The organism is Dactylosporangium sp. NPDC000555 (assembly GCF_040300025.1).
Taxonomy (GTDB): Bacteria; Actinomycetota; Actinomycetes; order Mycobacteriales; family Micromonosporaceae; genus Dactylosporangium.
The window spans coordinates 41,338-63,747 of the sequence record NZ_JBEPDB010000052.1; the positions used below are offsets into that span (position 1 = coordinate 41,338).

24 protein-coding genes and 1 pseudogene are annotated in these 22,410 nt (G+C 68.5%); 13 read left to right on the forward strand and 12 right to left on the reverse strand.

The features are described from left to right. Position 1: 1 nt before the first annotated feature. A pseudogene (locus tag ABT297_RS27290) lies at positions 2-220 on the reverse strand (site-specific integrase); the annotation flags it as partial. A gap of 592 nt (positions 221-812) precedes the next feature. On the opposite strand from ABT297_RS27290, the gene ABT297_RS27295 reads away from it, so the two are divergent. After that, entirely contained in the window at positions 813-1,415 is a 603-nt protein-coding gene (locus tag ABT297_RS27295; protein WP_350554644.1) for a hypothetical protein, read from the forward strand. 5 nt (positions 1,416-1,420) lie between these two features. On the opposite strand, the gene ABT297_RS27300 is transcribed toward ABT297_RS27295, so the two are convergent. After that, positions 1,421-1,798, reverse strand: coding sequence for a replication-relaxation family protein (locus tag ABT297_RS27300; RefSeq protein ID WP_350554646.1), 378 nt, complete (start codon positions 1,796-1,798; stop codon positions 1,421-1,423). A 196-nt stretch (positions 1,799-1,994) separates the two neighbouring features. Continuing rightward, positions 1,995-4,364 carry a TOTE conflict system archaeo-eukaryotic primase domain-containing protein gene (locus tag ABT297_RS27305; protein ID WP_350554648.1) on the reverse strand — a complete coding sequence of 790 codons (2,370 nt, stop codon included), beginning with the start codon at positions 4,362-4,364 and terminating at the stop codon, positions 1,995-1,997. A gap of 62 nt (positions 4,365-4,426) precedes the next feature. On the opposite strand from ABT297_RS27305, the gene ABT297_RS27310 reads away from it, so the two are divergent. The 5 genes from ABT297_RS27310 to ABT297_RS27330 all read left to right on the forward strand — a co-directional run bounded on the left by ABT297_RS27310 (position 4,427) and on the right by ABT297_RS27330 (position 7,089). Continuing rightward, the gene (locus tag ABT297_RS27310) at positions 4,427-4,738 is read left to right on the forward strand and encodes a calcium-binding protein (protein ID WP_350554650.1); all 312 of its coding nucleotides are present in this window, start codon (positions 4,427-4,429) and stop codon (positions 4,736-4,738) included. A 278-nt stretch (positions 4,739-5,016) separates the two neighbouring features. Then, the gene (locus tag ABT297_RS27315; protein WP_350554652.1) at positions 5,017-5,331 is read left to right on the forward strand and encodes an antitoxin VbhA family protein; all 315 of its coding nucleotides are present in this window, start codon (positions 5,017-5,019) and stop codon (positions 5,329-5,331) included. Further along, positions 5,328-5,900: a Fic/DOC family protein gene (locus ABT297_RS27320; RefSeq protein WP_350554654.1), complete on the forward strand. Its 573-nt coding sequence runs from the start codon at positions 5,328-5,330 to the stop codon at positions 5,898-5,900. Before ABT297_RS27315 ends, ABT297_RS27320 begins: the two co-directional genes overlap by 4 nt. Before the next feature lie 177 nt (positions 5,901-6,077). Further along, complete coding sequence (locus ABT297_RS27325) at positions 6,078-6,584, forward strand: helix-turn-helix domain-containing protein (RefSeq protein ID WP_350554656.1); 507 nt, start codon at positions 6,078-6,080, stop codon at positions 6,582-6,584. A 61-nt stretch (positions 6,585-6,645) separates the two neighbouring features. Continuing rightward, positions 6,646-7,089 (forward strand): DUF6036 family nucleotidyltransferase, encoded by a 444-nt coding sequence (locus ABT297_RS27330; protein WP_502885652.1) that lies wholly within the window; start codon positions 6,646-6,648, stop codon positions 7,087-7,089. Positions 7,090-7,258: 169 nt separating this feature from the next. Here ABT297_RS27330 and ABT297_RS27335 read toward each other — a convergent pair whose 3' ends face one another. The 5 genes from ABT297_RS27335 to ABT297_RS27355 all read right to left on the reverse strand — a co-directional run bounded on the left by ABT297_RS27335 (position 7,259) and on the right by ABT297_RS27355 (position 10,740). Then, positions 7,259-8,227, reverse strand: coding sequence for a hypothetical protein (locus tag ABT297_RS27335; RefSeq protein ID WP_350554658.1), 969 nt, complete (start codon positions 8,225-8,227; stop codon positions 7,259-7,261). After that, positions 8,224-8,553: a nucleotide pyrophosphohydrolase gene (locus tag ABT297_RS27340; protein WP_350554660.1), complete on the reverse strand. Its 330-nt coding sequence runs from the start codon at positions 8,551-8,553 to the stop codon at positions 8,224-8,226. Before ABT297_RS27340 ends, ABT297_RS27335 begins: the two co-directional genes overlap by 4 nt. Positions 8,554-8,685: 132 nt before the next feature. Continuing rightward, positions 8,686-8,919 (reverse strand): hypothetical protein, encoded by a 234-nt coding sequence (locus ABT297_RS27345; RefSeq protein WP_350554662.1) that lies wholly within the window; start codon positions 8,917-8,919, stop codon positions 8,686-8,688. A 538-nt stretch (positions 8,920-9,457) separates the two neighbouring features. Beyond that, on the reverse strand, positions 9,458-10,165 hold the full coding sequence (locus ABT297_RS27350; RefSeq protein WP_350554664.1) for a Crp/Fnr family transcriptional regulator: 708 nt from the start codon (positions 10,163-10,165) through the stop codon (positions 9,458-9,460). 53 nt (positions 10,166-10,218) lie between these two features. After that, complete coding sequence (locus ABT297_RS27355) at positions 10,219-10,740, reverse strand: Pycsar system effector family protein (RefSeq protein ID WP_350554666.1); 522 nt, start codon at positions 10,738-10,740, stop codon at positions 10,219-10,221. A gap of 148 nt (positions 10,741-10,888) precedes the next feature. On the opposite strand from ABT297_RS27355, the gene ABT297_RS27360 reads away from it, so the two are divergent. Genes ABT297_RS27360 through ABT297_RS27370 form a run of 3 tightly spaced genes read left to right on the forward strand, consistent with a single transcriptional unit; the run spans position 10,889 to position 14,602 of the window. Further along, positions 10,889-11,680, forward strand: coding sequence for a hypothetical protein (locus tag ABT297_RS27360; RefSeq protein WP_350554668.1), 792 nt, complete (start codon positions 10,889-10,891; stop codon positions 11,678-11,680). Continuing rightward, the gene (locus ABT297_RS27365; RefSeq protein WP_350554670.1) at positions 11,677-13,806 is read left to right on the forward strand and encodes a hypothetical protein; all 2,130 of its coding nucleotides are present in this window, start codon (positions 11,677-11,679) and stop codon (positions 13,804-13,806) included. The genes ABT297_RS27360 and ABT297_RS27365 overlap by 4 nt, the downstream gene beginning before the upstream one ends. Further along, on the forward strand, positions 13,796-14,602 hold the full coding sequence (locus ABT297_RS27370) for a hypothetical protein (protein WP_350554672.1): 807 nt from the start codon (positions 13,796-13,798) through the stop codon (positions 14,600-14,602). The genes ABT297_RS27365 and ABT297_RS27370 overlap by 11 nt, the downstream gene beginning before the upstream one ends. A gap of 27 nt (positions 14,603-14,629) precedes the next feature. Here the strand turns inward: ABT297_RS27370 and ABT297_RS27375 are convergent, their stop codons facing one another. Next, positions 14,630-15,481, reverse strand: coding sequence for an NAD(P)H-binding protein (locus ABT297_RS27375; RefSeq protein ID WP_350554674.1), 852 nt, complete (start codon positions 15,479-15,481; stop codon positions 14,630-14,632). A gap of 144 nt (positions 15,482-15,625) precedes the next feature. Here ABT297_RS27375 and ABT297_RS27380 point away from each other — a divergent pair, with 144 nt between their 5' ends. Next, entirely contained in the window at positions 15,626-16,336 is a 711-nt protein-coding gene (locus tag ABT297_RS27380; RefSeq protein WP_350554676.1) for an RNA polymerase sigma factor, read from the forward strand. 64 nt (positions 16,337-16,400) lie between these two features. Continuing rightward, positions 16,401-18,116 (forward strand): Hsp70 family protein, encoded by a 1,716-nt coding sequence (locus tag ABT297_RS27385; protein WP_350554678.1) that lies wholly within the window; start codon positions 16,401-16,403, stop codon positions 18,114-18,116. A gap of 84 nt (positions 18,117-18,200) precedes the next feature. Here the strand turns inward: ABT297_RS27385 and ABT297_RS27390 are convergent, their stop codons facing one another. From ABT297_RS27390 to ABT297_RS27400, 3 genes are all read right to left on the reverse strand, one after another. Further along, the gene (locus ABT297_RS27390; RefSeq protein WP_350554680.1) at positions 18,201-19,901 is read right to left on the reverse strand and encodes an ABC-F family ATP-binding cassette domain-containing protein; all 1,701 of its coding nucleotides are present in this window, start codon (positions 19,899-19,901) and stop codon (positions 18,201-18,203) included. A gap of 162 nt (positions 19,902-20,063) precedes the next feature. Further along, positions 20,064-20,834 carry a class I SAM-dependent methyltransferase gene (locus tag ABT297_RS27395; RefSeq protein ID WP_350554682.1) on the reverse strand — a complete coding sequence of 257 codons (771 nt, stop codon included), beginning with the start codon at positions 20,832-20,834 and terminating at the stop codon, positions 20,064-20,066. Between the two features lie 73 nt (positions 20,835-20,907). Next, the gene (locus ABT297_RS27400; RefSeq protein WP_350554684.1) at positions 20,908-21,219 is read right to left on the reverse strand and encodes a putative quinol monooxygenase; all 312 of its coding nucleotides are present in this window, start codon (positions 21,217-21,219) and stop codon (positions 20,908-20,910) included. A gap of 183 nt (positions 21,220-21,402) precedes the next feature. On the opposite strand from ABT297_RS27400, the gene ABT297_RS27405 reads away from it, so the two are divergent. Together ABT297_RS27405 and ABT297_RS27410 are read left to right on the forward strand one after the other, a co-directional pair. After that, positions 21,403-22,194, forward strand: coding sequence for a GntR family transcriptional regulator (locus tag ABT297_RS27405; protein WP_350554686.1), 792 nt, complete (start codon positions 21,403-21,405; stop codon positions 22,192-22,194). Then, on the forward strand, positions 22,191-22,410 hold a 220-nt coding region (locus tag ABT297_RS27410), incomplete at its 3' end, for a cyclase family protein (RefSeq protein ID WP_350554687.1). The genes ABT297_RS27405 and ABT297_RS27410, both read left to right, overlap by 4 nt.

The window sequence follows — 22,410 nt, forward strand, 5'->3', positions numbered from 1 at the left end:
TGCGGATGTTGTCGGCATAGTTGCGGCGGGTGGTCTCGCGGAGCGAGCGGCGGCTGGCGAGCCAGTGGTCGAGCCATTCGCCGACGGTGATGTCGTCGTGTTCGCCGTCGCTGTGCAGCAGCCGGCGGACGGTGGCCTGGTCGGGGAGCGGCTCGCGACGGCTGATCGCTGCGGCGATGAGGTCGCCGATGCGGGTGGCATCGTCGGTGTCGTCGGCCATCGCGAGCAGAGTGCGGATGCGGTCGAGTTCGGCGTCGGCGTCAGCCTTGCTGGCGAAGCCGCCGCGGCGCAGCGGTCGGCGTTTGCCGTCGGCGGTGGGCGGGAGTTCGCACTGGTACTGCCAGACGCCGTGCGTCGGGTGCCACGAGCCGCCGGGGCGGCGCAGTTTTGGGCACGAGCGGCCGTTCGGGCGGCCGGTGTCGGGGTTGACGCAGCTACACCGCTTGTAGGTGGTGCCTTTCAACCTTGCCTCCTAACGGGCGGTCGGACCGTGTCCATCGACACTTCACTTAGCGCGCCGGTCAAGTCGCCGGTACCGGCGGGATCGACGATGGCGAGGAGATACGCGACTGAGACGCGGTAGCGGCGACCGACGCGCAGCACCGGGACGGGGAAGTCGCCGGCGGCGAGCGCGTAGGCGGTGGAGCGGCCGATGCCGAGGACAGCTGCGGCGGTGGGCAGGTCGGTGACGGCGCCCAGGGCGCGGACGTCGTCGACGGTCCAGATGGGCGGATTGGTGGTGGACGCGGTCGTTCCTTTCGGAGGACTGGAATCGGCTCGCGTTCCGTCGCAGAGCCGGTGACTATTGCGGAGTGCGTGATCCGGCGCGGCTCGACGATCCCGAGAACTGGTCCGGCGGCTTCTACGAGCTCGACATCGAGCTCGGCAGAGCCGATCCGGTGCGCCTACAGGCGGCGTTGATGGCGCTGTGGGCTGCCGCTGGTATCGACGGCTGTTATGCGGATCCCCGGATGGCAAACGGGCTGACGGCGGTACCGCTGAATGTGTCGTCACTCGAGGAGCACGGACTGCTCGCCGGGATCGTGACGCTGCCTTCCGGCCATCGTGTCGTTTGCGCCTGCACTTCGGTCGAATTCGACGACGGCCAGCAGTGGCTGACCTTGAACCTTCCGCTCGGCGCTCTCGCTCGTACCGATCGGCGTATCGGGGCGTTCCCGTTCGGCGAGGATGGCGGTCCTGTGTCGTTGCGCTGGCGGCATCAGCTCGACGCTTGGCTGGGTACCGTCGCTGATGCTGTCCACGCGGAGGTCGGGGTCGCCTGCGCGGTCATCGGGTTCGAGATCGATGCTGGGAAGGACGCCGCATCGTTCGCGGCGGGCCTGCCTGAGGAGCGGTGGGAGGCGATCGCGCTGCCGGGGCCGGGCGGCTTGGTCCATACGCCGGCCAACCGGTGAACGGATCACGAGGCGGGTAGCTCCGCGAGGCGGTACCGGTACCAGCCGGCTTGGGCGATAGCCCACACTTCGCCGACCGGTGACCATGAGCCGGCGCGGTGGCCGGTGGCGACCGGCACGATCGGCGGCTGGTCAGTCAGTATCCGTTGGAGGTTGCGTTCTCGAGCGGGGCTGTGCAGCCAGAACAGCATCAGCCAGAGCCGGCCGAGATGGCGGGCGAGCTCGGTGTACCCGTCGAGCTTGTCGATGAGCGTGCCCACTGGCTCGGTGTTGTTGTCGTACTCCAGGAAGAACGGCACGGTGACGCCGTGCTCGGTCCACTCGCCGTACCCGTCGGGGCGGAATGGATCGGTGCCACGACTGTCGCGCCGGCCTGTGAGCACGGCGTGACGTGGTGGCCCTGAGATCCAGCAACTCTCGACCACCGACTTCGCCGAGTATGGGGTGACCGGCCGAGTGCTGGACGGTTTGCGGGCTCGGTTCGCAGAGCGGCGTAGCAGGCTGTTCGGCAACGGCCGGTCGTAGTGCGGATCCTCGTGTAAGAATCGCCCGGCCGTGTGGGCGGGTGCGCTGCGGTGCTCAGACTGACGTTCGCCCGGCGGTCTTGGTGAAGCCGAGTTCGCGATAGCCGGGCATGCGCCGTTGGAGTGAGGCGGCGAGGATCGGTGTTGCCGGGTCGTGGTAGTCGTGGACCTCGGCAATCTCCTTGCCGGGCGCCGTGCGGATCACGCGGCCGGCGCATTGGATGAGCAGGCCGTCGTAGGAGATCGGGCCGGCGAGGAAGAGGGTGTCGAGCGCTGGGGCGTCGAAGCCCTCACCGATGAACGGCGTGGTGCCGATGACGAGCAGGCCGTCACCGGCCTTGGCGTCGTCGAGCCGGTCGACGGCGGCCCGCCGGTCGGTGGCGCTCATCGATCCTTGTAGGACGAGCGCCTGGTGGCCGCGCGTGGCGAGCATCGCGGTGAGGGCCTCGACGTGGGCGACGCGGCGGGTGAGGACGAGACAGTTGCGCCCGCGAGCCAGTGCGGTGATGACATCGTCGACGATCTGGGTGTTCCGCGGTTCGTCGACTGCGAGGAGCCGGTGCACCTCGGCGAGCGCGCCTGGCGCGTCCAGGTCCACGTCGGCGACCTTGAACGTGGTCTTGTGGACGCGCAGCAACCGTTCCGGACCGGCATCCAACTCCAGCGCGGCTACGATGCTGCCCTGCTCCTCCTCGGTCATGGTGTGCCGGACGGGCCCGAGTTGCCAGGTGACGAGTTGGCCGAGCCCGTCCCGGCGGGTGGGTGTGGCGGTGAGGCCGAGCCAGAATCGCGCCGCGATGCGCTTGACCGAGTGCTCGTAGGCGGCGGCGCCGAGGTGGTGACACTCGTCGACGATGACGTGCCCGTACTCGGCGGTTAGGGCGGCGATGTCGTCGCGCCGCGCGAGGGAAGGCAGCAGCGCGATGTCCACCGTGCCGGTGAGTTTGCGCCGTCCGCCGCCGAGCTGGCCGGCCCGGATGCCGAGGAACTGCTCGATGCGCTCGCGCCACTGGTCGGCCAGAGCCTTGCGGTCGACGAGCACTAACGTCGAGGTGCCGCGTTCGGCGATCACGGCGCAGGCCATGACCGTCTTCCCGGATCCGGGCGGTGCGACGAGCAGCCCATCGTCATGGGCCAGCACCGCACCAACCGCGGCGCTCTGTCTGGTGGTGAGGGCGGCGGTGAACGCGACGTCGATCTCCCGGCCCGGGTTCCGTATGTCGGTGACGGCGAGCCGTGATCCGGCCTGTTCGACGACCGTGGCGATGGTGTGGCGCAGGCCGCGCGGCACGATGAGGCGGTCGTCGAGGGTGAAGTCGTAGCCGCGGATGAACCGTGGGGTGTCCCAGGTCGACTTGCGCAGGCGCTGCAGTTCGTAGAACTTCGGGTTCGCCATCGCGGCGGCATGCTTGAACGTCGCCAACGCCGCGGGAGTCAACTGCGCCGCGTCGATGCTCAGCCCGGCTCCGGCTTCCGCATGCACGACCGGGGGCAGGGCAGGATGCACGCGGGTCGCGGCGGAGCGGCTCATCGCGGCGACGTCGGTGCCGGTGGTGGCGCGTTTCGCCTGCCGGGAGAGGCGTTCGGCGTCGCCGGGGCTGAGCCGGTCCAGCGTCGACAGGAACGCCCACTGGTCCTCGTCCGGCTCCAGCGTGGCGAGATCGAGGAACGTGGTCAGGCCGTGGCCGTTGCGGCGTCGGCCCTGCAGCGGCGCGGCGATCAGGTTGCCGAAGCCGCCCTCGGGCAGGATGTCCTGGTTGGGGAACAGCCGGTCGTAGGAGCGCAGGTCCATCGACCCGCGGAGCACCATCGCCTCGTGCAGCAACACGGTGCCGACCGCCCTGGCAACCGCCGCCGGGACCGGGCCAGCGAAGAAGATCCACACGTGCGCACCGCGACCGGACTGCGAAATCTCCAGTCCGGCCGGCACACTGCTGGCTCGGGCCGCCTTGACGTAGGCGAGGGCGTCGAGCATCGCCATCGGGCCGTCGAAGTCGGCCACCACGAAGTGGCAGGTGTTGCCGGGCAGCAGCGGGTACAGCCCCATGAACACGTCACCGACGAGATGCGCGGCGACGACCTCCGCCGTACGGGGCAGGTAGGCGGCTCCGCGCCGGTCCATGCCCTTACGCCAGCCGCCAGCGACGGCGGGCATCCACCCGGCCGCGCCGGTCCGGGCGTTCTCCCACCGCACCGCGTACACGTCGGTGCGGGCCTGGAACCGGTCGTTGAACAGCGCCAGCTTGTCCCGCACCGATGATGCCATCGTGACCAGACCCGGCGCGGCGACCGGCGCCGCCAACTGCTCCGGTGCCGGAGCCGTGTCGTGGCCGCGCAGGTCCAACAGCCGGGACAGCCGGGCGTTCTCCGCCCGTAACCGCTCCACCTCCCGGCGAAGACCGGCGACCTCGTCCACCGCACCCACACCGACCATCCTCGCGCGGATCGGCGCCGGACACCCCTGGAAGGGGTCGCTACGATCTGCCGATGGCATCGAAGCGGACCGCGGCACTCGAAGCGATGATCGAAGAGGCCACCGTCGACGCTTACAACGACGATGAACAGCTCACCGGCCTGTACACCATGATCGAAGACCACCTGGCGGTACCGTTCACCACTACCGTCCTCGGCGCCGAGGTCACCGTGCGGAAGATCGACCTGACCGCCGACAGCATCGTCGCGATCTGCTCCCGTGGCCGGGACCGGCAGCGCATCGACCTGCTCGACCTGCCCCTGCCCACCCCGCCACCGGATGGCGCCGAATGGATCGACGCCCACCGGCACTGGGCAGGACGGTAACCAGAAGAGCGAATACCAGCATTACGAGCTCACCACCATCGACCCCTCGCCGAATGTGAAGCCTTCGGGATGTCACCGTCGCGAATGACGCACCGGCGGCTCGCGTTTGAGCCCGTTGGCGGGGTCATAACCCCGGGCTCGTACGGTAACTGCAGCGACGCTGTGATGCGGTTCCGTGCCGGGGGCGTATGCGGTGGCGACGAGTTGGGGCCAGGCCGTGCCGGCGGGGCTGGCCAGGACTTCGGCCAAATGTGTACACAATCGGGTACACTTTTTCCATGTTGATTGAGACGCTGTCGGTTCGAGAAGCGCGGGAGCAGCTACCAACCGTTCTCGAAAGGTTCCGCAAGGGTGACCGTACGCCCGTCGGTGTGGGGTCGCATCGGAAGACGGAGGCGATCATGGTTTCTGTGGAGGTGTTCGACGAACTGACGGCTGAGCGGAACCAATCGCTTGCACAGGCCGCCGCATCCGTGCGAGCCGAGGGGCTCGCGATCGGATCCGACGCCGAGGCGATCATGGAACGGTGGGCTCGTGGCGAGCTCAGTACAACCCAGATGCGAGAACTGGTCCGGCAGCTCTACGCCTCATGACTGTCGACCCGTACGCCGACCCGGTTTCCGGTGTCCTACGCAATCGGTTCGGGATCACCGACCCACAGCGACTCCGCGATGCCGAGGCGGACCTGTCCGCAGCGGCGTTGGCGGACCTCGGTACCCGTATCCTGCCTGGCGGTTATGACCTCGCCCACCTGCGGCTGTTCCATGCGGAGATCTTCGGCGATCTGTATCCGTGGGCCGGTGAGATTCGAACCGTGGGCATCGCCAAGACGGATCCCTTTTGCCTGCCGCACCATATCGAGAGGTACTCGGCGGAGGTGTTTGATGCGTTGGAGAAGGAGCGGTTCCTGCGGGGTTTATCCAGGGGTGACTTCGTCGCTCGCCTGACGCACTACTTCGCCGAGATAAACGCGATCCATCCGTTCCGCGAGGGCAACGGCCGGGCGCAGCGAGCCTTCTTCCGGCAGCTGAGCCGGGAGGCCGGCTGGCCGATCAACTGGTCGAGTCTCGATCCGGAGCGCAACGCGGAAGCGTCGATGGCTTCGCTGCGTGGAGACAACCTCCTGCTCCACGAGATGCTCGACTCGCTCATCAGCCGCTGACCGCTGTCGCATCGACAAGGCCGGACAGGCGCGGCGAACGGTCCAATGCTGGGCCACCCACTGTCGATCAACGCTTGCCTTCGCGAGGCAGTCAAGTCGTCACGTGCGGCGCCCGCCAGTAGGGCAACGTCGGCGAAGGTCTGTAGCGTTTTTAGCGTTTAGGATTACGATGGGTACGTGAGCTCGACATCGTCTTCCCTACTGACGACCACCAAGGCTGCCGCGTTGCTGCACTGCTCGCGGCAGCATGTCGTCGACCTGTGCGACAACGGGACGCTACCGTTTGTCCGAGCCGGCACGCACCGGCGGATTCGGCAGGACGACGTCGAAAGGCTCCTCCGGCCACCGTTCCGCCGCGAGGTCGAGAAGTCGCTGTGGCTGCATCGAGCCGTGGCGGGCAAGCTCGTCGCCGACCCGGTACGGGGAATGGCGCTGGCTCGCCGCAATCTGGCTCACCGCCGGGAGGTTCACTCGGATGGCAGCGCCGACACCTGGTTCGACGCCTGGGAGCGGCTGCTCGACGAGGGCGTGGACGCAGTCGTGGACATGATCACGGCACGAACCGATATCGCGGCGGAGCTCCGGCAGAACACGCCATTCGCTGGGCTGCTGACTGAGCGGAAGCGTCTCAAGGTGCTGGCGGCGTTCGACGCAACTCACCCCCGAGCGGCGATGTCCGCGTGAGGCGGGCGCAGCTCGAGCATGTGCTGCGGGCGGTGTCCGCGATCGTGGACGACCCGATGTACTGGTCATCGGCAGCCAGTCGATCCTCGGCGCGATACCGGAGCATCTCCTGCCGCCGGTAGTCACCCGCTCGACGGAGGTCGACATCGCGTTCTTCGACGATCCTGACGGACGCAAGGCCGACCTCGTCGACGGCGGTATCGGCGAGATGTCGGCGTTCGACAGCACCTACGGGTACTACGCCCAGGGCGTCGACACCTCAACAGCGATCCTGCCGGACGGCTGGCGGGATAGGCTCGTCGTGGTCGCCAACGCCAACACCGGTAACACGCAGGCCCGCTGCCTGGAGCCGCACGACTGCGCGGCGTCCAAGCTCGCCGCGGGCCGGGAGAAGGACCTCGTCTTCGTATCAGCGCTGCTTGAGGCGGGTCTGATCGATGCCGGCACTCTCGCCGACCGCATCAGGGCGATGGACGATCCACTGTCCTGTGCGAGCGCATGTTGAGCTGGGTGGCGGCGGGAAGTTGACGAACGGAGGGGTACGGGGCACGCCGCCTGGCATCGTGGGCGTGGGGTACGAGGGCCGATCTCTCGAAGGGCTCGTCGAGGATCTCGTGGCCGCCCGCCCGGCATCAGTTGCGCCCGCGACCCCCTCGACTCCAGGCCATCGTCGGCTAGGGCGCCTGACGGGCTGGTTCACGGACAAAGTCGCCGTGCTTGTGCTCGTAGATGACGTCGATGTGGAGCCCGACCAGGAGGTCGACGAGATCCTGCTTCGGACGGGCTGGCAGGAGTACCGCCCGGGAGCGGGGCTTGACGAAGCGGGCGTAGTCGTAGAGTTGGCCGATCGCGTGGCGGATGTGTTCACGGCCGACGGTGGACTTGGCTTCCACGAGTTCGTCGGCGTCCTCGTCGAAGACATCGGTGAAAAAGGTGTCCAGGCCGCCCGGCAGGGTGATCAGGTTGCGGACCGCTCGGTGGCCGAGGCCGGCCAGATAGGCCTCGTAGCGGATGACCAGGTCGGCCTCTCGGCGCGTGGCCTGACGGGATTCGCCGGGGCGGCGGACGAAGGTGCGGGTCATGTTCTGCTCCAGCGCGATGGTGCGGACCACCGCACCGGTGGCCAGGCGGCGGTCGGGCGCGATGGATGGCGGGTCGACCAGCGGTGGCCCGAGCACCGGCCACCCCTTCTGAAGGGCGGAGTGGCGGATTGCCCGGATGGCGTCCTCGGGCAGGTCCGCGGCGGGGAGCGGGCCGAAGGTGTCATCCGGCTCATCGGGCTCGAGGGTGACGCGGTACGGATACAGGTCGTCGGGCCAGACCGGGTTGATGTGGTCCTCGTGTAGCGGGGTGTGCAGAAGACGTTGGGTCACCGAGCGGATGGTCGCGCCCGTCCAAGCGCCGAAGTCCTCCTCTCGGGTGCGCGGCCAGCCCTTCGGCGCCGGGGTTTGTGGGGTGATGCCGCGGACGAAGATCAGCCACGTCGGTTCGTCACGGTCCGGATCGCGGAGCCACTGCTCGGCCTGGGCGACCAATGGGCCGCCGCCCGTGAAGGTCTTCCAGCCCCAGATGTTGCCGCGCATGCCGATTGTGAAGTTGCGGTCGGCGCGATCGCCGACGTACACGTACGCGCTGCGGCTCATGCGGGACGGTCCTCGAGTGGCGGGAAGCGCTGCTCGTTGCGGGCAATCTTCGCGGAGACTGCTTCCGCCACGTCGACGCCAGCGACGTCGGCGAATCGAAGCAGGTAGATGAGGACATCTGCCACCTCTTCCGCGACGCGGTCCGGGGGCGGCGGCGCCGGCGGGTCCCACTGGTACAGCTCGGTGAGTTCGCCAACCTCACCAACCAGTGCGAGGAGCAGGTTGCGCGGGGTGTGGTACCGGGGCCAGTCGCGAGCTTCGGCGAAGCGGCGCAGCTCTCGCTGCACCTGTGCAGGCCAGTCGTCGGGCTGTTCGTCGTTCGGCATTGTCGCCAGCCGATCACGATGCCGGCGGCGGCGATGTGATGGCCTTAAGGCCGCCAGGTTGGCTTGAGATCGAGCGGCGCCTGATCGGTCACCGTCACGCTTGCCGGATAACGCCACCGATCACGCTGCAGCCTAGGCGCATCCGCTGTCGGCGGTGAACTCATGCCGCTCGCAGTCCAGGTACGTGTGGTGGACGGCAGACTCCGTGTCCATCAATTGCGCTTCGAACCGCCGGCCGCTGCACGTGCGGCAGATGCACTCGTGCGCCTCGTGGACCGGATAGCCGGCCGACTTGGGTCGCTTGAGGAAGGCAGCAAGGTCTTCGAAGGATGAGCGATAGGTTGGCTCGACAGTGATCTCGGTCAAGTGGCGCCTCCCGGTGATGTCGACGCAGCGGAGCCCATCGACCCGGTTTGACAGTTCTCGGGCGGTAATGCCGCCCACTATGGCGACCGTCCATAGTGGATTCGGTTGCGCTCCATGCGTGCTCCGCCGTTTCTGGACCCCCCGCCGCCCGCCTTGTAATCGGAAGGTTGGGGGTTCAAGTTCCCCCGTCGGCTCTCCGGATCAAGGCCTGAACTGGTCTTTCTCCTAACGTTATGCTCGCTTGATAGTGATCGGCGTCGACATCGTGTTCATTCTGTGCTCGGACGGCGCGGCGCAGTACGGCATCACCAGCTCAGGTGCAATCGACACGTCGGCACGAGGCTTGTCCGCATCGCCGCCGACCGACCGCTTCGACGCGGTTTCCACGCGTCGCTGGTCGCGTCGGGCCGCCCATCTCCCTATCCGGGTTTGTGAGCGTTGGCGAACTGAGTAGTTAGCACGGGTCGGGCGTCGCGCGTCAGTGCGTCGTACACGGCAACCGGCCAGGGAAAGGACGGTGGGTTGGTCGTCGCGCGTGCTACAGCTCGCTGTGCAGCTCCGCCGCTCTCCGCAAGGCTTCCAGGTCGATCACGGTCACCGTGCGGTACCCGGTGGCGATCGACCCGTCGCGGCGGAAATCTCGCAGCACCTTCTGCACCGTCACCTCCGCTGCGCCACAGAGACTCGCCAGCTCGGACTGTGTCAGCTCGAACCCGATCTCCAGCCCGGCCGGCGTACGACGCCCGTACGCGAGCGCAATCTTCACCAGCACCCGCGCGACCCGCACCTTCGCCGAGTACGCGGTGAACTCGACTCTGAACTGGTTGGCCCAGCGGAGGCGATCGGCCACCATGCCGGCCAGCGCGACGGCTGCGCCGGGCTGGCACTCCAGGAACTTATGGAGTTGTGGCCGGTGGATGACGCTGTACACCACCGGAGTGCACGCCGCGACGGTCGCTGAGCGGGGAAGGTCGTTAAGCGCGGACATTTCGCCCACGATGTCTCCACCGACGCGGATGGCGAGCAGTGACTCGGCACCGTCACTGGTCAGCGCAGTGACCTTCGCGATGCCGTTGTGCATCAGGATCACATGGCGTTCCAGCGCGCCCTGGTGGATCAGCACATCGCCGGGCTCGATCCGGCGACGTGGGGCCATTGCTTGAAGATTCTCGCGTGCAGGGGCGGTGAGCCGATACAGGTACGTGCCGGGCGCCCACCCAGTCGTGTCGACGTCCACGAATTCCACCAGGAGTCACCCTTCGTGCATTGCCCATGCACACTCTGCCATAAGGTCAGTCCTTATCGCGTACCCGTGACGATGGCGACGCACAGCCATCCGATGGAGCCGACGACGGCCAGGGCCGCCCATGGCAGGCTCGCTCCGATCGCTCGGTACTTTTCCATCGCGATGCCGGCCAGCACCTCTGCCGCCGCCCAGGCTTCGTCACGTTGCTGCTCCATCGGCGCCGGCGCAAGCGGCCTCCGGCGCGCGCCGAGGTCCGGCAGTGCAAACCGGTTCCCGGCGGCACTTTCCGGCGCGGTCAAGCGCGGTGCGAGGCACCGGCCCAGGTGCCATCCGGCGGCCGCGACGCCGACGACGATCGCTGCTCCGAGTCCAATCGCGGCGATGGTCGCAAGAGCGCCGGTGCGCACGGCGACAGCCACGAGTCCTGGCTGGTTGGCCGTCAGAGCCCCCGCACCAGCCAGTCCGGTCAACAGGAGCGCCGCTTTTGTGTCGGCGTGTTGAATCGCGGTTTGCGCTGCCGCGCCGACTGACATCGCGGTGCGCAGGTCTTCCAGAGGTTCGGGCGTTTTGCTCATGTATCCATTGCAGCCGGGACGGCCATGAGCGATTGCGTCACAAGACAGGTTGACCGTCTTCGGTCATGCCGTATTTCGACGGAATCTCCAGCGAACGGCGTCGATATACAGGACGGGTGTCATGACCGAGCGGTGAGAGGTGACCCCTGTGTCCGAGCCTACCCATCCCAGACGTTGCATCGTCCTCGCCGTCGACATCGAGCGGTACAGCCCGCGGACCAACCTGGGGCAGTACCGTGCACAGCAGTTGTTTCGCGAGGTCCTGGACGAGACAGCCGCAGGCATCGGGCTGGATCGCCAGAGCTGGACGACGCAGCAGAGCGGCGACGGCGAGCTGGCGATCCTGCCGGCCGATACGTCGGAGCTGACCGTCGTGGCGGACTTCGTTCCCGCCCTCGACCGAATCTTGCGCGACCGCAACAGTAGCCTCCTGCCCGAGGCGAAGGTTCGGCTGCGCGTCGCGATTCACCAGGGACTGGTCCACATGACAGGCGCCAACGGGTACCCGAGCGAAGCAATCGTCGAGGTGTGCCGGTTGCTCGACGCGGACCCGCTTCGGCAGGCGTTGGTGGCCTTTCCGCACGCCTCGGTCGCGCTCATCGTGTCGCGCAGCATCTTCCACGACGTTGTTCGGCACGGGTACCGCGGACTGCGCCCCGAACGCTTCGCCCAGGTCAAGGTGCAGGTGAAGCAACTGGTGACCGACGCCTGGATCTTTGTACCGGATGAGGACGCAAGCAGCCTCGCCGGGGAACAGCCACCACCCGCAGCGGATCAGCCGCCCCCATCGAAGCCGCCCACGCCGGTCGCCGCAACGAGTGCGGAGACGCCGACGTACCAGATCAGCGGCGTGACGACCCATGGACCGGCAGTCTTCGGACCGGGCGGTACCGCGATCGGCACCGTGAACGGCCCATGGCACGGGACAGCTGACCGATGACCACCGTCGAAGAGCCGGAACCGAAGGCTGATCCGGAGCTCGTCGAACTCGTGGAAGACGACGACAGCACCGCTGACGATGTGCGGTCGCTGCCGGGGCACATGATCCGGTCCTACGGCATCATGGACTCGGAGTTTCCTGGACCGTCCGCGTTCGGACCCGGTGCGACGGCGATTGGCACGATGCTGAATATCGGTGCCGGCCAAACCGGGCAACGGCTTGTCAACCAGCGACTGGACGGCGCCCTGGTGCTGGAGCGGATCCATACCTACGCCAAGACCGCGACGCCCGACCGCCTGATCGAGCGGCTTGCCCGGCTGCCAGTCGCGTATCTCAGCGGACCGCCCGGCAGCGGCCGGATGACGGCGACGCTTGTCGCGCTGGCGCGCGCACATGCGGCGGACAGGATCACCCAGCTGCATCTCTTCGGTGACGAGCCGATTCATGCATACTTCGCCGATCCCAACCTGCTCCGCCCGAGCCATGGACACATCGTCGAGCTGACGGGTGCGGTGAAGCCGGAGTCGTCGGAACTGGCCCAGCTGTCCACGCTCGCCCGGGAGGCGCACGCCTCGGTGGTGTTCGTCGGCGACGCCGCGGGCAACCGGCAACTCGTCGAATACCACGTCGAGCACGTCCGTCCCGACCCGCGTGAGGTCTTCCTGGTATGGCTGGAACGAAACCTGCGGGACAAAGGCAGCTGCATCGCTGTTTGTTCCGCTTGCGAGGGCGAGTGCGTCCAGGCGTACGTTGAGCGCTGCCGCGCCGAGTATGTGCGGCACCTATCGGTGAACACCATGACGGACGCCGTGCGGTTCGCCGTGAACTTCGCCGAGCTCCTTCCGGACAGCAGCGGGGCCAGCGACCTCCTCGCCGATCGCGCAGCACTGCGCGCCAAGGCCGTCGATCTGCTCGAGGCGGCGCATCCTCAGGACGGTGTGGCCTATGAAAGGCGTCGCGCTCGCCACCTGGCGCAGCACCGCCGCGCCGCCCGCATCGCGTTTTCGGTGTTCAACAATTACCCATTGACCAGGGTGTTTGATGCCACCAGCGTGCTGAACAAGCGCCTTGACGAGGCGGTCGGCCGGTCCACAAACGACCGGACGGTGCTCGAACACAACCTCGAGGACCTGCTCGACGACATCCGGCCCACAGCGCCTGTCGACGGTGCCGTCGGCGCCGCGCGGGTAGCTCTGCTCCGCCAACCCGGCCTGGTTCGGGGACTGCTCGACGTCGCGTGGCACGAGTACGACACAGCTCGTCAGCCGTTGTTGGACTGGCTCGACGACCTCGCCGAGAACGGCGACGCCCGACCGGTCGCCGCGGCTACCGGCTTGCTCTGTGAGTACGACTTCGAGCAGATCCGTAGTCGCCTGCTGGACAAATGGGCTGTGAGCAAGCAGCGCTCGCGGCGGGAAGCGGCCGCGCTCGCGTGTGAAATGGCGGTTCTTAACCATCCTGCCCTCACACCGCAGATCTTGCGCTGCGTGTCGGCCTGGGCCGAGCACTCGGGGTTTCGGCGTGACGCCGCGGTACGTACATACGCCACGCGTACTTTCCTTCGCCGCCTCCCGCAGGAAGCACTGACGGTGCTGAGCATGGCTGCCCGCGACGACATGCAGCGCACCAGCAGCGCCGTTCCTTTCGGAGTGCGTGGCATCTACGACTCGCTCGGCGCCGCGGTCGTGCACCGGCTCGTCGAGTGGTCCGATTCCCCGTTCGCGAACTTGCGGACCATGGCGAGCCGTTGCCTGGTACGCCTGGCCGACGTGGACAGCAACGCCGATCGCGAAGCGGTGACCAGCGCCTGGCCGGCACTCCTTTGCCAGACCGCCGCCGGTGAGGTCTCGCCGGCGGAGCATGCCCGGCTCTGGCCCGGCGCACTGCTGCACCCTGGCACGGCTCGTCAAGCGTGGTCGGCGTTCGAACGCTGGATCGCGTTGGCCGCCACCGACGAGGCTCTCGCCGACGTTCTCCACGAGGTACTGAGCCACGTCCTCACAGGCGGCCCGATCATCCGCCGCGCCAATTTCTATCTCCGGTGCTTCTGGCGTCGCAGCATGCCGGACAACCCGACTCTCATCACCGTCACGACCATGCTGGAGGAACGCCGCCGTGACCACTGACTATTACGCGGAAGCACAGACGGCCAAGCAGTCCGGCAAACAAGGGTTCCGCCGGTTCTTGGCGAGCCTGATGCAGCCCCCGGTCGTCGAGCAACCCGACCTTGAGGCCGAGCTGAGCGAGTGCCGCACGGGCGTACCAATCGCTCTGGCCGCGCACGGCGACGCGTTCGACTTCTCTGTACGACCGACCTTCACCTGGTACGCCGAGCACATGACCCGCAGCAAATTCGAGAACCTCGTCGACGAGTACATGCCGGATGCGCTGTACACGCTGAGGACTCGTGCCGAGCGGGTGGCCCGATCGTACGAACCGCACCGCTCGCGCGACCTCGAGCGCGACCTCAACACGCGCCTGTCTGCCAAGGACTGGGCTATGGGCCCGTTGAAGGAGCGGATCATCTGCCGCCCGGAGGTCTTCGTCCTGCCGGATCCCCGTGTCCGCGAAAGCATGCAGCCCTACTGGCAGCGGCGCATCGAGATGCAGACCGAGCACGAGTTGGCGATGCGTCGAGCCGAGCTGACACGCGAGCGTACGCAAACGTGGTCGCGAGTCATGGCCGCGTTGGAGGCGGATCCGCGAAACCGGCACGCGGCAGCGCTGGTCGGACACGAGGCGTTCGCCGAGGTGTTCACGGCGATGACGCAGGGGCGGAAGGACGAGCTGCTGAAGTTGATCGACCTGCTGGAGAAGGCTGGGAGAAGCTTCAACGAGATCGGACTCTACGAGTACGCGGAAGGGCTGGACGCAGCACTCGCGGAGTACCGCAAACGCGCCGGCATGGACGAAGCTGCGTGACCGAGCCAGCTGGCGCCTGCACAGCGGTCAGGCGGCGCCGAAGTCGGCGCGGTGGTCGCGGGCCCACTGCTCGAGGGTGCGGCCGGGCCGGCCGGTGAGGTCGCGCATGCCGGGGCGGGGCCGGTCGGGCTCGGTGACCGTGTCGGACCAGTAGTCGAGCAGCATGGCAATGATGCTTTCGGGGATGTATTGCGCCGCGTCGGCGCGGAACTCGTCCGGGCTGATCTCCAGGAGTTGTATGTCGCGGCCGATCGCGGCGCTGATCGCGGCGACCTGGTCGATCCGGGTGAGCGATTGTGGGCCGGTCAGCGGATAGATCTTGCCGCTGTGCCCGTCCTGCGTGAGGACGGCCGCCGCGGCGTCGGCGATGTCCGCCTCGTGGATGGGCGCCTGGGCGGAGTGGATGTACGGGGCGCGAACGGGCGCGCCGGCCTTGATGGTCCAGGCCCAGGCGAGCAGGTTGTTGGCGAAGGTGCCCGGCCGCAGGATCGTCCAGTCGTCGGTGCGGGAGGTCACGGCCTGTTCGACGGCCAGGTGATGGGTATAGCTGGCCGAGCCGATGTCGCGGGAGAACTCGCCGGCGGCCGCGAGCGAGGACAGCACGACGAACCGGTCCACCGTGGCGTTGACCGCGGCGGCGACGAACTCGTCGACGCCGTGCTCGGCGGGGAAGACGAACACCCGGTCCACCGTGTCGAACAGGTCTGCGTGGAGGGTCGACGGGTCGGTGAGGTCCGCACCGACCACCTCGACGCCCGCTGGCAGGCCGGCCTCCTGTGGCTTGCGGGTCAGCGCCCGTACCTGCTCGCCGCCGGCCACAAGGGCGGCGACCAGGTGGCGTCCGACTGCCCCGGTGGCGCCGGTAACCAAGATCGTCATGTCCTGTCCTCTTCTCCGCATTTTTGCCGGCGATCCCGGCCGGGAGCGACGTTACGCACTCGTCAGGTCAGGATCTGTCCTAAGCGGGGCCGATCGGCTCGCTGGGCGAGAACCATTTCGCTCGGGATTGCGTCCTAACCTTCTGTGAGGGAGGCGGACTACAGAGAACTGCTGCGCCTTGTCGGCAAGGGTGACCGGCGGGCGTTCGAAGCGTTCTATGCCCGCAACGCACCCTGGCTGGCGCTGCGCCTGCGTCGCCGCTGCCGCGACGCGGAGCTCGCCGACGAGATGCTGCAGGAAGCCTTCCTCACGGTCTGGCGGGCCGCCGGCAGCTATCGGGGTGACGGCGAGGTCGTCGGCTGGTCGACACGATCCGGCGGGCCCGCGGTGCTGCTCGCCCCCACATTGGCCGGCGCGGACGATGAGCTGGAACGCGGCACGGCGCTGCCGTGGCGGCGGTGGCGCCTCGGCCACCTGCTGCTCGCCGCAGCTGCGATCGGCGGGCCACTGGCGCTGACCGGGCTGCGGGCACCGGAAGTTTTCGGGGCGTACGCCCTGCTGCGCAACACCCTTGGCTGCGTCGGGCTGGTCGCGCTCGGCGCCACGCTGCTCGGCGCGCGGCTCGCCTGGCTGCCCGTGTTCGGCTACGTCTGCGCCGTCTACGGGGCAGCCCCGCGTCAGATCGGCGGGGTCACCGGCGTCTGGGCCTGGCCGGCGCAGCCGTCGTCGGTCACCACCTCCTGGCTGACCGCCGGCGCCCTCTTCGCCATCGGCACGCTCTGGTACGCCGCCCGCGGCGCTCAGCGTGACGCGAGGGCCTGGTCATACAGACGGGGAAGCAGCCGGACGAGGTGATCTCCGCAGCGCCGAGGCGGCTGCCCTGTAGGCCTGCGGCGGCGCTTCGGCGTACGTTACCTTCGTGTACCCGTTCGCCATCGACCTCGGTACCTCCAACACGGTCGCTGTGCTCCGCGCGGCGGACGGCCAGATTCGCCCGCTGCTGTTCGACGGCCGGGAACAGTTGCCGTCGGCCGTCTATGCCGGCGTGGACGGCGCGTTGATCGCCGGCAACGACGCGGAACGGCTGGCGCGTGCCGACCCGGCGGCGTTCGAGCCGAACCCGAAACGGCGGGTCGACGACGGCACGGTCCTGCTGGGTTCCCACACGGTGGCCGTGTCCGACGCGTTGGCCGCGGTGCTGCTGGCGGTCGTTGAGCAGGTCAATCGGGTCGGCCCGCCCGGACCGGCGGTGCTGACCGTCCCCAGCACCTGGGCCGCGCCCCGGCGCGCGGTGCTCGCCGAGGCCGCCGCGCGGGCAGGTCTCGGCGCGGTGACGCTGATCAGCGAGCCGATCGCGGCCGCCGTCTACTACGCCTCGGTACTGCGCCATGGGCTCCCACCGGATGGCGCGCTGCTCGTCGTCGACGTTGGCGCGGGCACTGCGGACGTCGCGCTGGTCCGCGCCGCGGCGGCGATCGGCGCGGGGGCCGCGGCGCCCGATACGGCGCTGTCCGTGATCGCGCAGCAGGGCCTCGACATCGGCGGCCTGGACGTCGACGCAGCGCTGGTCGGCATCCTCGGCCAGCTGGTGTCCAGCGACGCGCCCGAGGCGTGGCAGCGCCTCACCGCACCGGCGACCAATACGGAGCGTCGCGACCGGCTCGTGCTGTGGCAGGAGGTACGCGCCGCGAAGGAGAGCCTGTCCCGGCTCAGCGTCGCGCCGGTGCACGTGCCCGGGTACCCGGCCGATCTGCACCTGACCCGCGAGGAACTGGAGGTCGCGGCGACGCCGCTGCTGGCCCCGGTCGCCGAGGTCGCCGCCAAAATGGTGGCGGCGGCGGGGCTGGCTCCGCAAAGTCTGGCCGGTGTCTTCCTGGTCGGCGGCGGCGGCCGGATGCCGTTGCTCGGCCGGCTGCTGCACGCCCGCCTCGGGGTGGCGCCCACCGTGGCCGAACGACCGGAGACGGTGGTCGCCGAGGGCGCGATACACGCGCAGGCCCCGGTGCCGGCGGTACCGGAAGTGGCTGCCTCCGGCGAGCGGGTGGCGACGGCACCCAGCGGGTCAACCCCCAGACGGACAACCATTCGCCGGCGGTGGCTCAGCCCGGCGACACTGATGCTGGCGCTGCTGTGCTTTGTGCTGCCGTTCGCCACGGTCTCCTGCGTGCCGGACAGCTACGGACGCGCCAAGCCGGGCGGGACGACCGAGTACAACGGACTCGGCCTCGCGCTGGGCGGCAAACCGCACGTGCCGCCGGACCATCTGCGCCCGTCCGGCGAGTGGCTGGAAGACCGGATCGAACCGCAGCCGTTCTACGCGGCCGCGCTGCTCGGGCTCGGTGCGGCGCTGGTCACGGCGTTGACGCTGACTCGGCAGCGGCGCCGCCGTGTGCTCGTGGCAGGGCTGGGTGCGCTGGCCGGACTGTCGCTGGTCGCCGGTCAGCTACTGGTGGTGAACAGGCTCGCCGACCGGATCAGGGAGCAGAGCGCGGTACCCGCCGGAAAGGACGCGCGTGACTTTGTGGGGACGGGCGCCGGTTTCTGGCTGACGCTCGTACTGCTCGCGTTGCTCGTCGCCGGCAATCTGGCCGCACTGCTGCCACGGCGCCGACTGGGCCGGCGCTGGCGGACATGACATCTGACACCGGCCCCGGCACGGCTGCCGACGGTGGGGACGCGACGATGCGTGGAACGGCAGCGCCTGCGTCCCCACCGAATGTCAGCCGACCGGCTGCCCGCCGCGGTTGATTTCCTCCTCTGCTCGTGTCAGGTGCAGGCGAGGCCAACTGGCCAGGTCCCCGAGTAGCTGGCGATCGTGTGTGGCGATGACGACGGTGGCCGGCGTGGTCAGCAACGCCGCGGTCAGCTCGTCGACCAGCGCGGCCGACAGGTGGTTCGTCGGCTCGTCGAAGATGAGCAGATCGGGCCGGGCGGCCAACTGCACCGCAAGGTCCAGGCGTCTCTGCTGCCCCTGGGACATGCGCTGTACAGGGGTGCGGGACGCTTCCCGGTCCAGCAGTCCGGTGGAGTTCAGCGGTACGAGGTCGTCCTCGCGGATCCGGCCGTCGGCGATCAGGCGGCCGGTGTGCTGCTCGTACACCTGCCGTGCGGTGGCGCCGGCCGGCCAGTCGGGCAGTTCCTGGGCCACCAGAGCGATGCGGGCGGCCGGCAGGTGCTGGGCCGTCCCGCTGGTGGGCCGCAGCCGACCGGCCAGGACGGACAGCAGGGTGGACTTGCCCGCACCGTTCGCGCCGGTGATCAGCAGACGGTCCCCGCCGTCGAGGCTCAACGTGACCGGATGCACGAGGCGTCCGGCGACCCGCACGTCGTGGACGCGCACCAGCGCGGCGCACTTGCGGGTGGAGAGTTCGGGCCAGCGCAGCGACAGCGGCGGCTCGGGCACGGTGATCCGGTGGGCCTCCAGCGCTTCCCGCTCACGGTTGAGTGCCTGTACCACGCCGGGAGCCCGGGACTGGCGCTGGTGCTTGCCGGTGCCTTTCGCGGGACGCCAGCCGGTGCTCAGCCGGTCGCGAGCCTGATCGACGGCCATCGTGAGCCGGCGGTGCTCTGCCTGCTGGGCGTCGAAATCCTGTTCCCACCGTTCACGCTCGCGCCGGCGCCCTTCCTGCCAGCCGTCGTAGCCGCCGGCGTACAGACGCGCCATGCCGTTCTCGCCGGGGTCCAGGTCCAGAAACTCCATGGCGACGGCGCGCAGCAGGGCACGGTCATGACTGACCAGGGCGAGGCCGCCTCGGTGGGTGCGCAGACGCTCGGCGAGGAACGCCAAGCCGTCGGCGTCCAGGTGGTTGGTGGGTTCGTCCAGCAACAGCACGTCGTACTGCGCCCCCAGCAGACAGGCCAGACGCACCCGGTAGCGCTGCCCGACCGACAGGGTGCTCAGCTCACGTGAGCGATCGGTGCAGGCGTTCAGCGCCTCCAGAGCGATGTCGACGCGGCGCTCGGCGTCCCAGGCGTCCAGGCGGGTGACCGCGTCCAGCGCAGCGGCATAGCGATCTTCGGCGCCGTCCACCCCCTCGGCGAGGTCGCTGGATGCCCCGTCCAGGGCGGTCAGGGCCGCGTGCGCCGGGCGTAGGGCCTCGGCGGTGAGGACACCCACCGTCAGGCCCGCGCCGGCGGGCAGGGTCTGCTCGGCCAGCCCGACGGTGCCCGCCCGATGTACCGAGCCGCTGTCGTGGGGCACGAGACCGGCCAGGACGTGCAGCAGGGTCGTCTTGCCACGGCCGTTCTCCCCGACGATCGCCAGCCGGGACCGCGAGGAGACAGTGACCGACACGCGGTTGAGGACCTGCCGTGCGCCCAGCACGACGCTGACGTCCTCGGCGCGCAGGTGCGCGTGTTCACCTGCGGGAATCGGGCTGCTCTTGGGCAGGTTCGATGAACTCGTAGGAGTGATAGACACAGGAGTGCTCCGCAGCTCGGGTTGGAGCCGGGCAGCCACAAAAAGCCGCCCGGCAGGACGCCGGGACGGCGGGCAGGAGATGAGGATCGATCGGTGCGCCGCCGTCAGCGGCGGGTGCGGAGCCTCATCGACGGGACGCCTGTGTACTTCATGGTCACGAGACTACATCAAGATCAGGTCAACCGGCACGGGAGCAGTGCGGCGGCCGATGAGCAAACGGAACGTGATCGGGTCTCCTGACATGTCGAGGCGATGCGTGAAGGACGAGGCCTGCAGCACTTCGAGGTATCCGCCCGCCGTCATTGCCCGGAAAGCAAGTGAAAACGGGTCGACGCTATCCACGTCCAGCCAGCGTTCGTGCACGGTCATGACCAAAAGTGCTTCGCCAGTCAGCGAGTTCAAGGCTCGAATCAAGGCGCCCGGCGGAATATGGCCGCCGCCAAGCGCACCAACACACGTCAGAAGCTCGAACTGCCCCTCGGCCAAGTGCTCGATCGCGGCCGGTTCGGCAAGCTCGAGGTCGGTGACGAGGTAGTCCTCATATACGCCGGGCCGGTCGCGCATGCAGGCGTCGCGGGCCTCGACGAGATTGTCCAGTCCGACGACAGCGGAGACCCCCGCGGCGCGTAATAGCTCGCCGACGAGACCTACGCCAGCGCCCAGGTCGAGGACGCGCAACGTCGCCAGGGCCCGGCCGAGTTCTGCCGCGGCAGCGATCGCGCCATCAACTGCGACGATTGGCGAGCGGCACTGCAAGAGGTCTTGCACGACCCGTTCATACAAACCGGGAACGGTGTAGATACGCGCATAGTCGTGCAGATGGATGAGCTCGCGATGTCCGTCTCGGACGAAAACGAAGCTCTCGTCCCGGGCTGATGCCCTCTCGGGGAGCTCGACGGTCCAGGGCGTCCCATCCGCAGTATCCTTGATCATCTTCGCCGACCTCCGATCCTGTATGCCAGACGCAGCGGGGCGTCCAGGATAAGGCGCCCCCGCGGCGGCGTGCTTACAGCTCGCCCTGCTCGGTGGTGCCCGCGGGGAGCGGGGTCATCGTGGTCACGGTGGCGGGGCGTGCGATGAGACCCGCGACGGCTGCTTGCAGGGCCTTGACGGCCGGGCCGGCGGCGTGGGCGGCGAGGTCCTCGGGGGTGTCCCATTTCTCGATCATCGTGATCGTGCCGTTGTCGGCGTCGTGGATGGCGTACAGGCGGCAGCCCGGCTCCTCGTGGACGGCGGGAATGCTGGCGCGCAGCGCGTCGATGAGTTCGGCTGTCCGTCCGTCGACGGGGTGGAAGACGGCGGTGACGACGACGGTCATGGGTTTCCTCCGGGTGGGTGGAGCGAGCGAGGGATACGGGTAGGACCTGCGGATTCGTCCGTTGCACCTTCGGCCACGGCGTCCTTGACAGCTGCCGGCGATGACCTTACGGTTCGTCTACCGTACACCGTCGACGATAGCTAGCGGTGACCCCCAGCCGGAGGTTCCGCGGAAAGGCGAGGCGTGGCCGAGTCAGCCGAATCAGCAGCCCTGGCGGTGTCCGGGCTCCGGATACCGCAGAAGGTCGTCCTGAGCGAGTCGACGTACGACGTGCTGCGGACCGCGATCCTGGATGGCACATTGGCCCCAGGCACGCGGATCGTGGAGGAGGCGCTCTCCCGCCAGCTCGGCGTCAGCCGGGCTCCGCTGCGAGAGGCGATCTGGCTGCTCAAGCGCGACGGGTTGCTCGTCGAGGAATCCGCGCGCACCACCCGCGTGGTGCAGCTGACCGAAGACGACGTGCATGAACTGCACATGATCCGGACTGTCCTGGAAACGCTGGCCTACCAGCAGTCGTCCCCGCGCCTACGTCCGCAGCACCTCACTGAGCTCGAAGATCTCATCGAGCAGATGCACGACGCGTCGGTCGCCGGCGACACGCGGCGCATCGCCGACCTCGACTACCGGTTCCACCGGACCCTCTGCGAACCGTGCGGCCTGCCCCGCGTCATGAAGGCGTGGGACGAGCAGCACGTGCTGTTCCGGATGTGGCTCAACATGGTCGGCCCGACGCTCGGCGCGCAGGACATCGCAGAGTCCCACCGGGTGCTGCTCGATGTCGTCCGCGGCGGCGACGCCGAAGCCATCTCCGAGCAGGTCATCAACCACGTCTACCTCATCGGCGGCGTGATGGCCGACCAGCGCCGCCAGTGGGCGGCGGCCCAACCCCGACTGTTTTTCCCGCCGGGAACAGTGACCGACCGGCAGCCGGTCGGCACCCCGGGCAATCCCAGCGATCAGAGCGAGGTCCCATGACAACGGTCAACCTGACGCTGCCGCTGTATCCGTTCATGCCGGTCGGCAACGTGTGGGCATGGGACTCGCCGTTCCAGCTCACGCCGACGATGACGCATGAGCGGAACGGCGTGGCGACCTATCAGATGAGTTTCCACAGCGAGGCCGGCACCCGGCTGATGCTCGGAGCGTGTTACGACGACGAGGCGCCACGCATTCACGAGCTGGACTACAGCA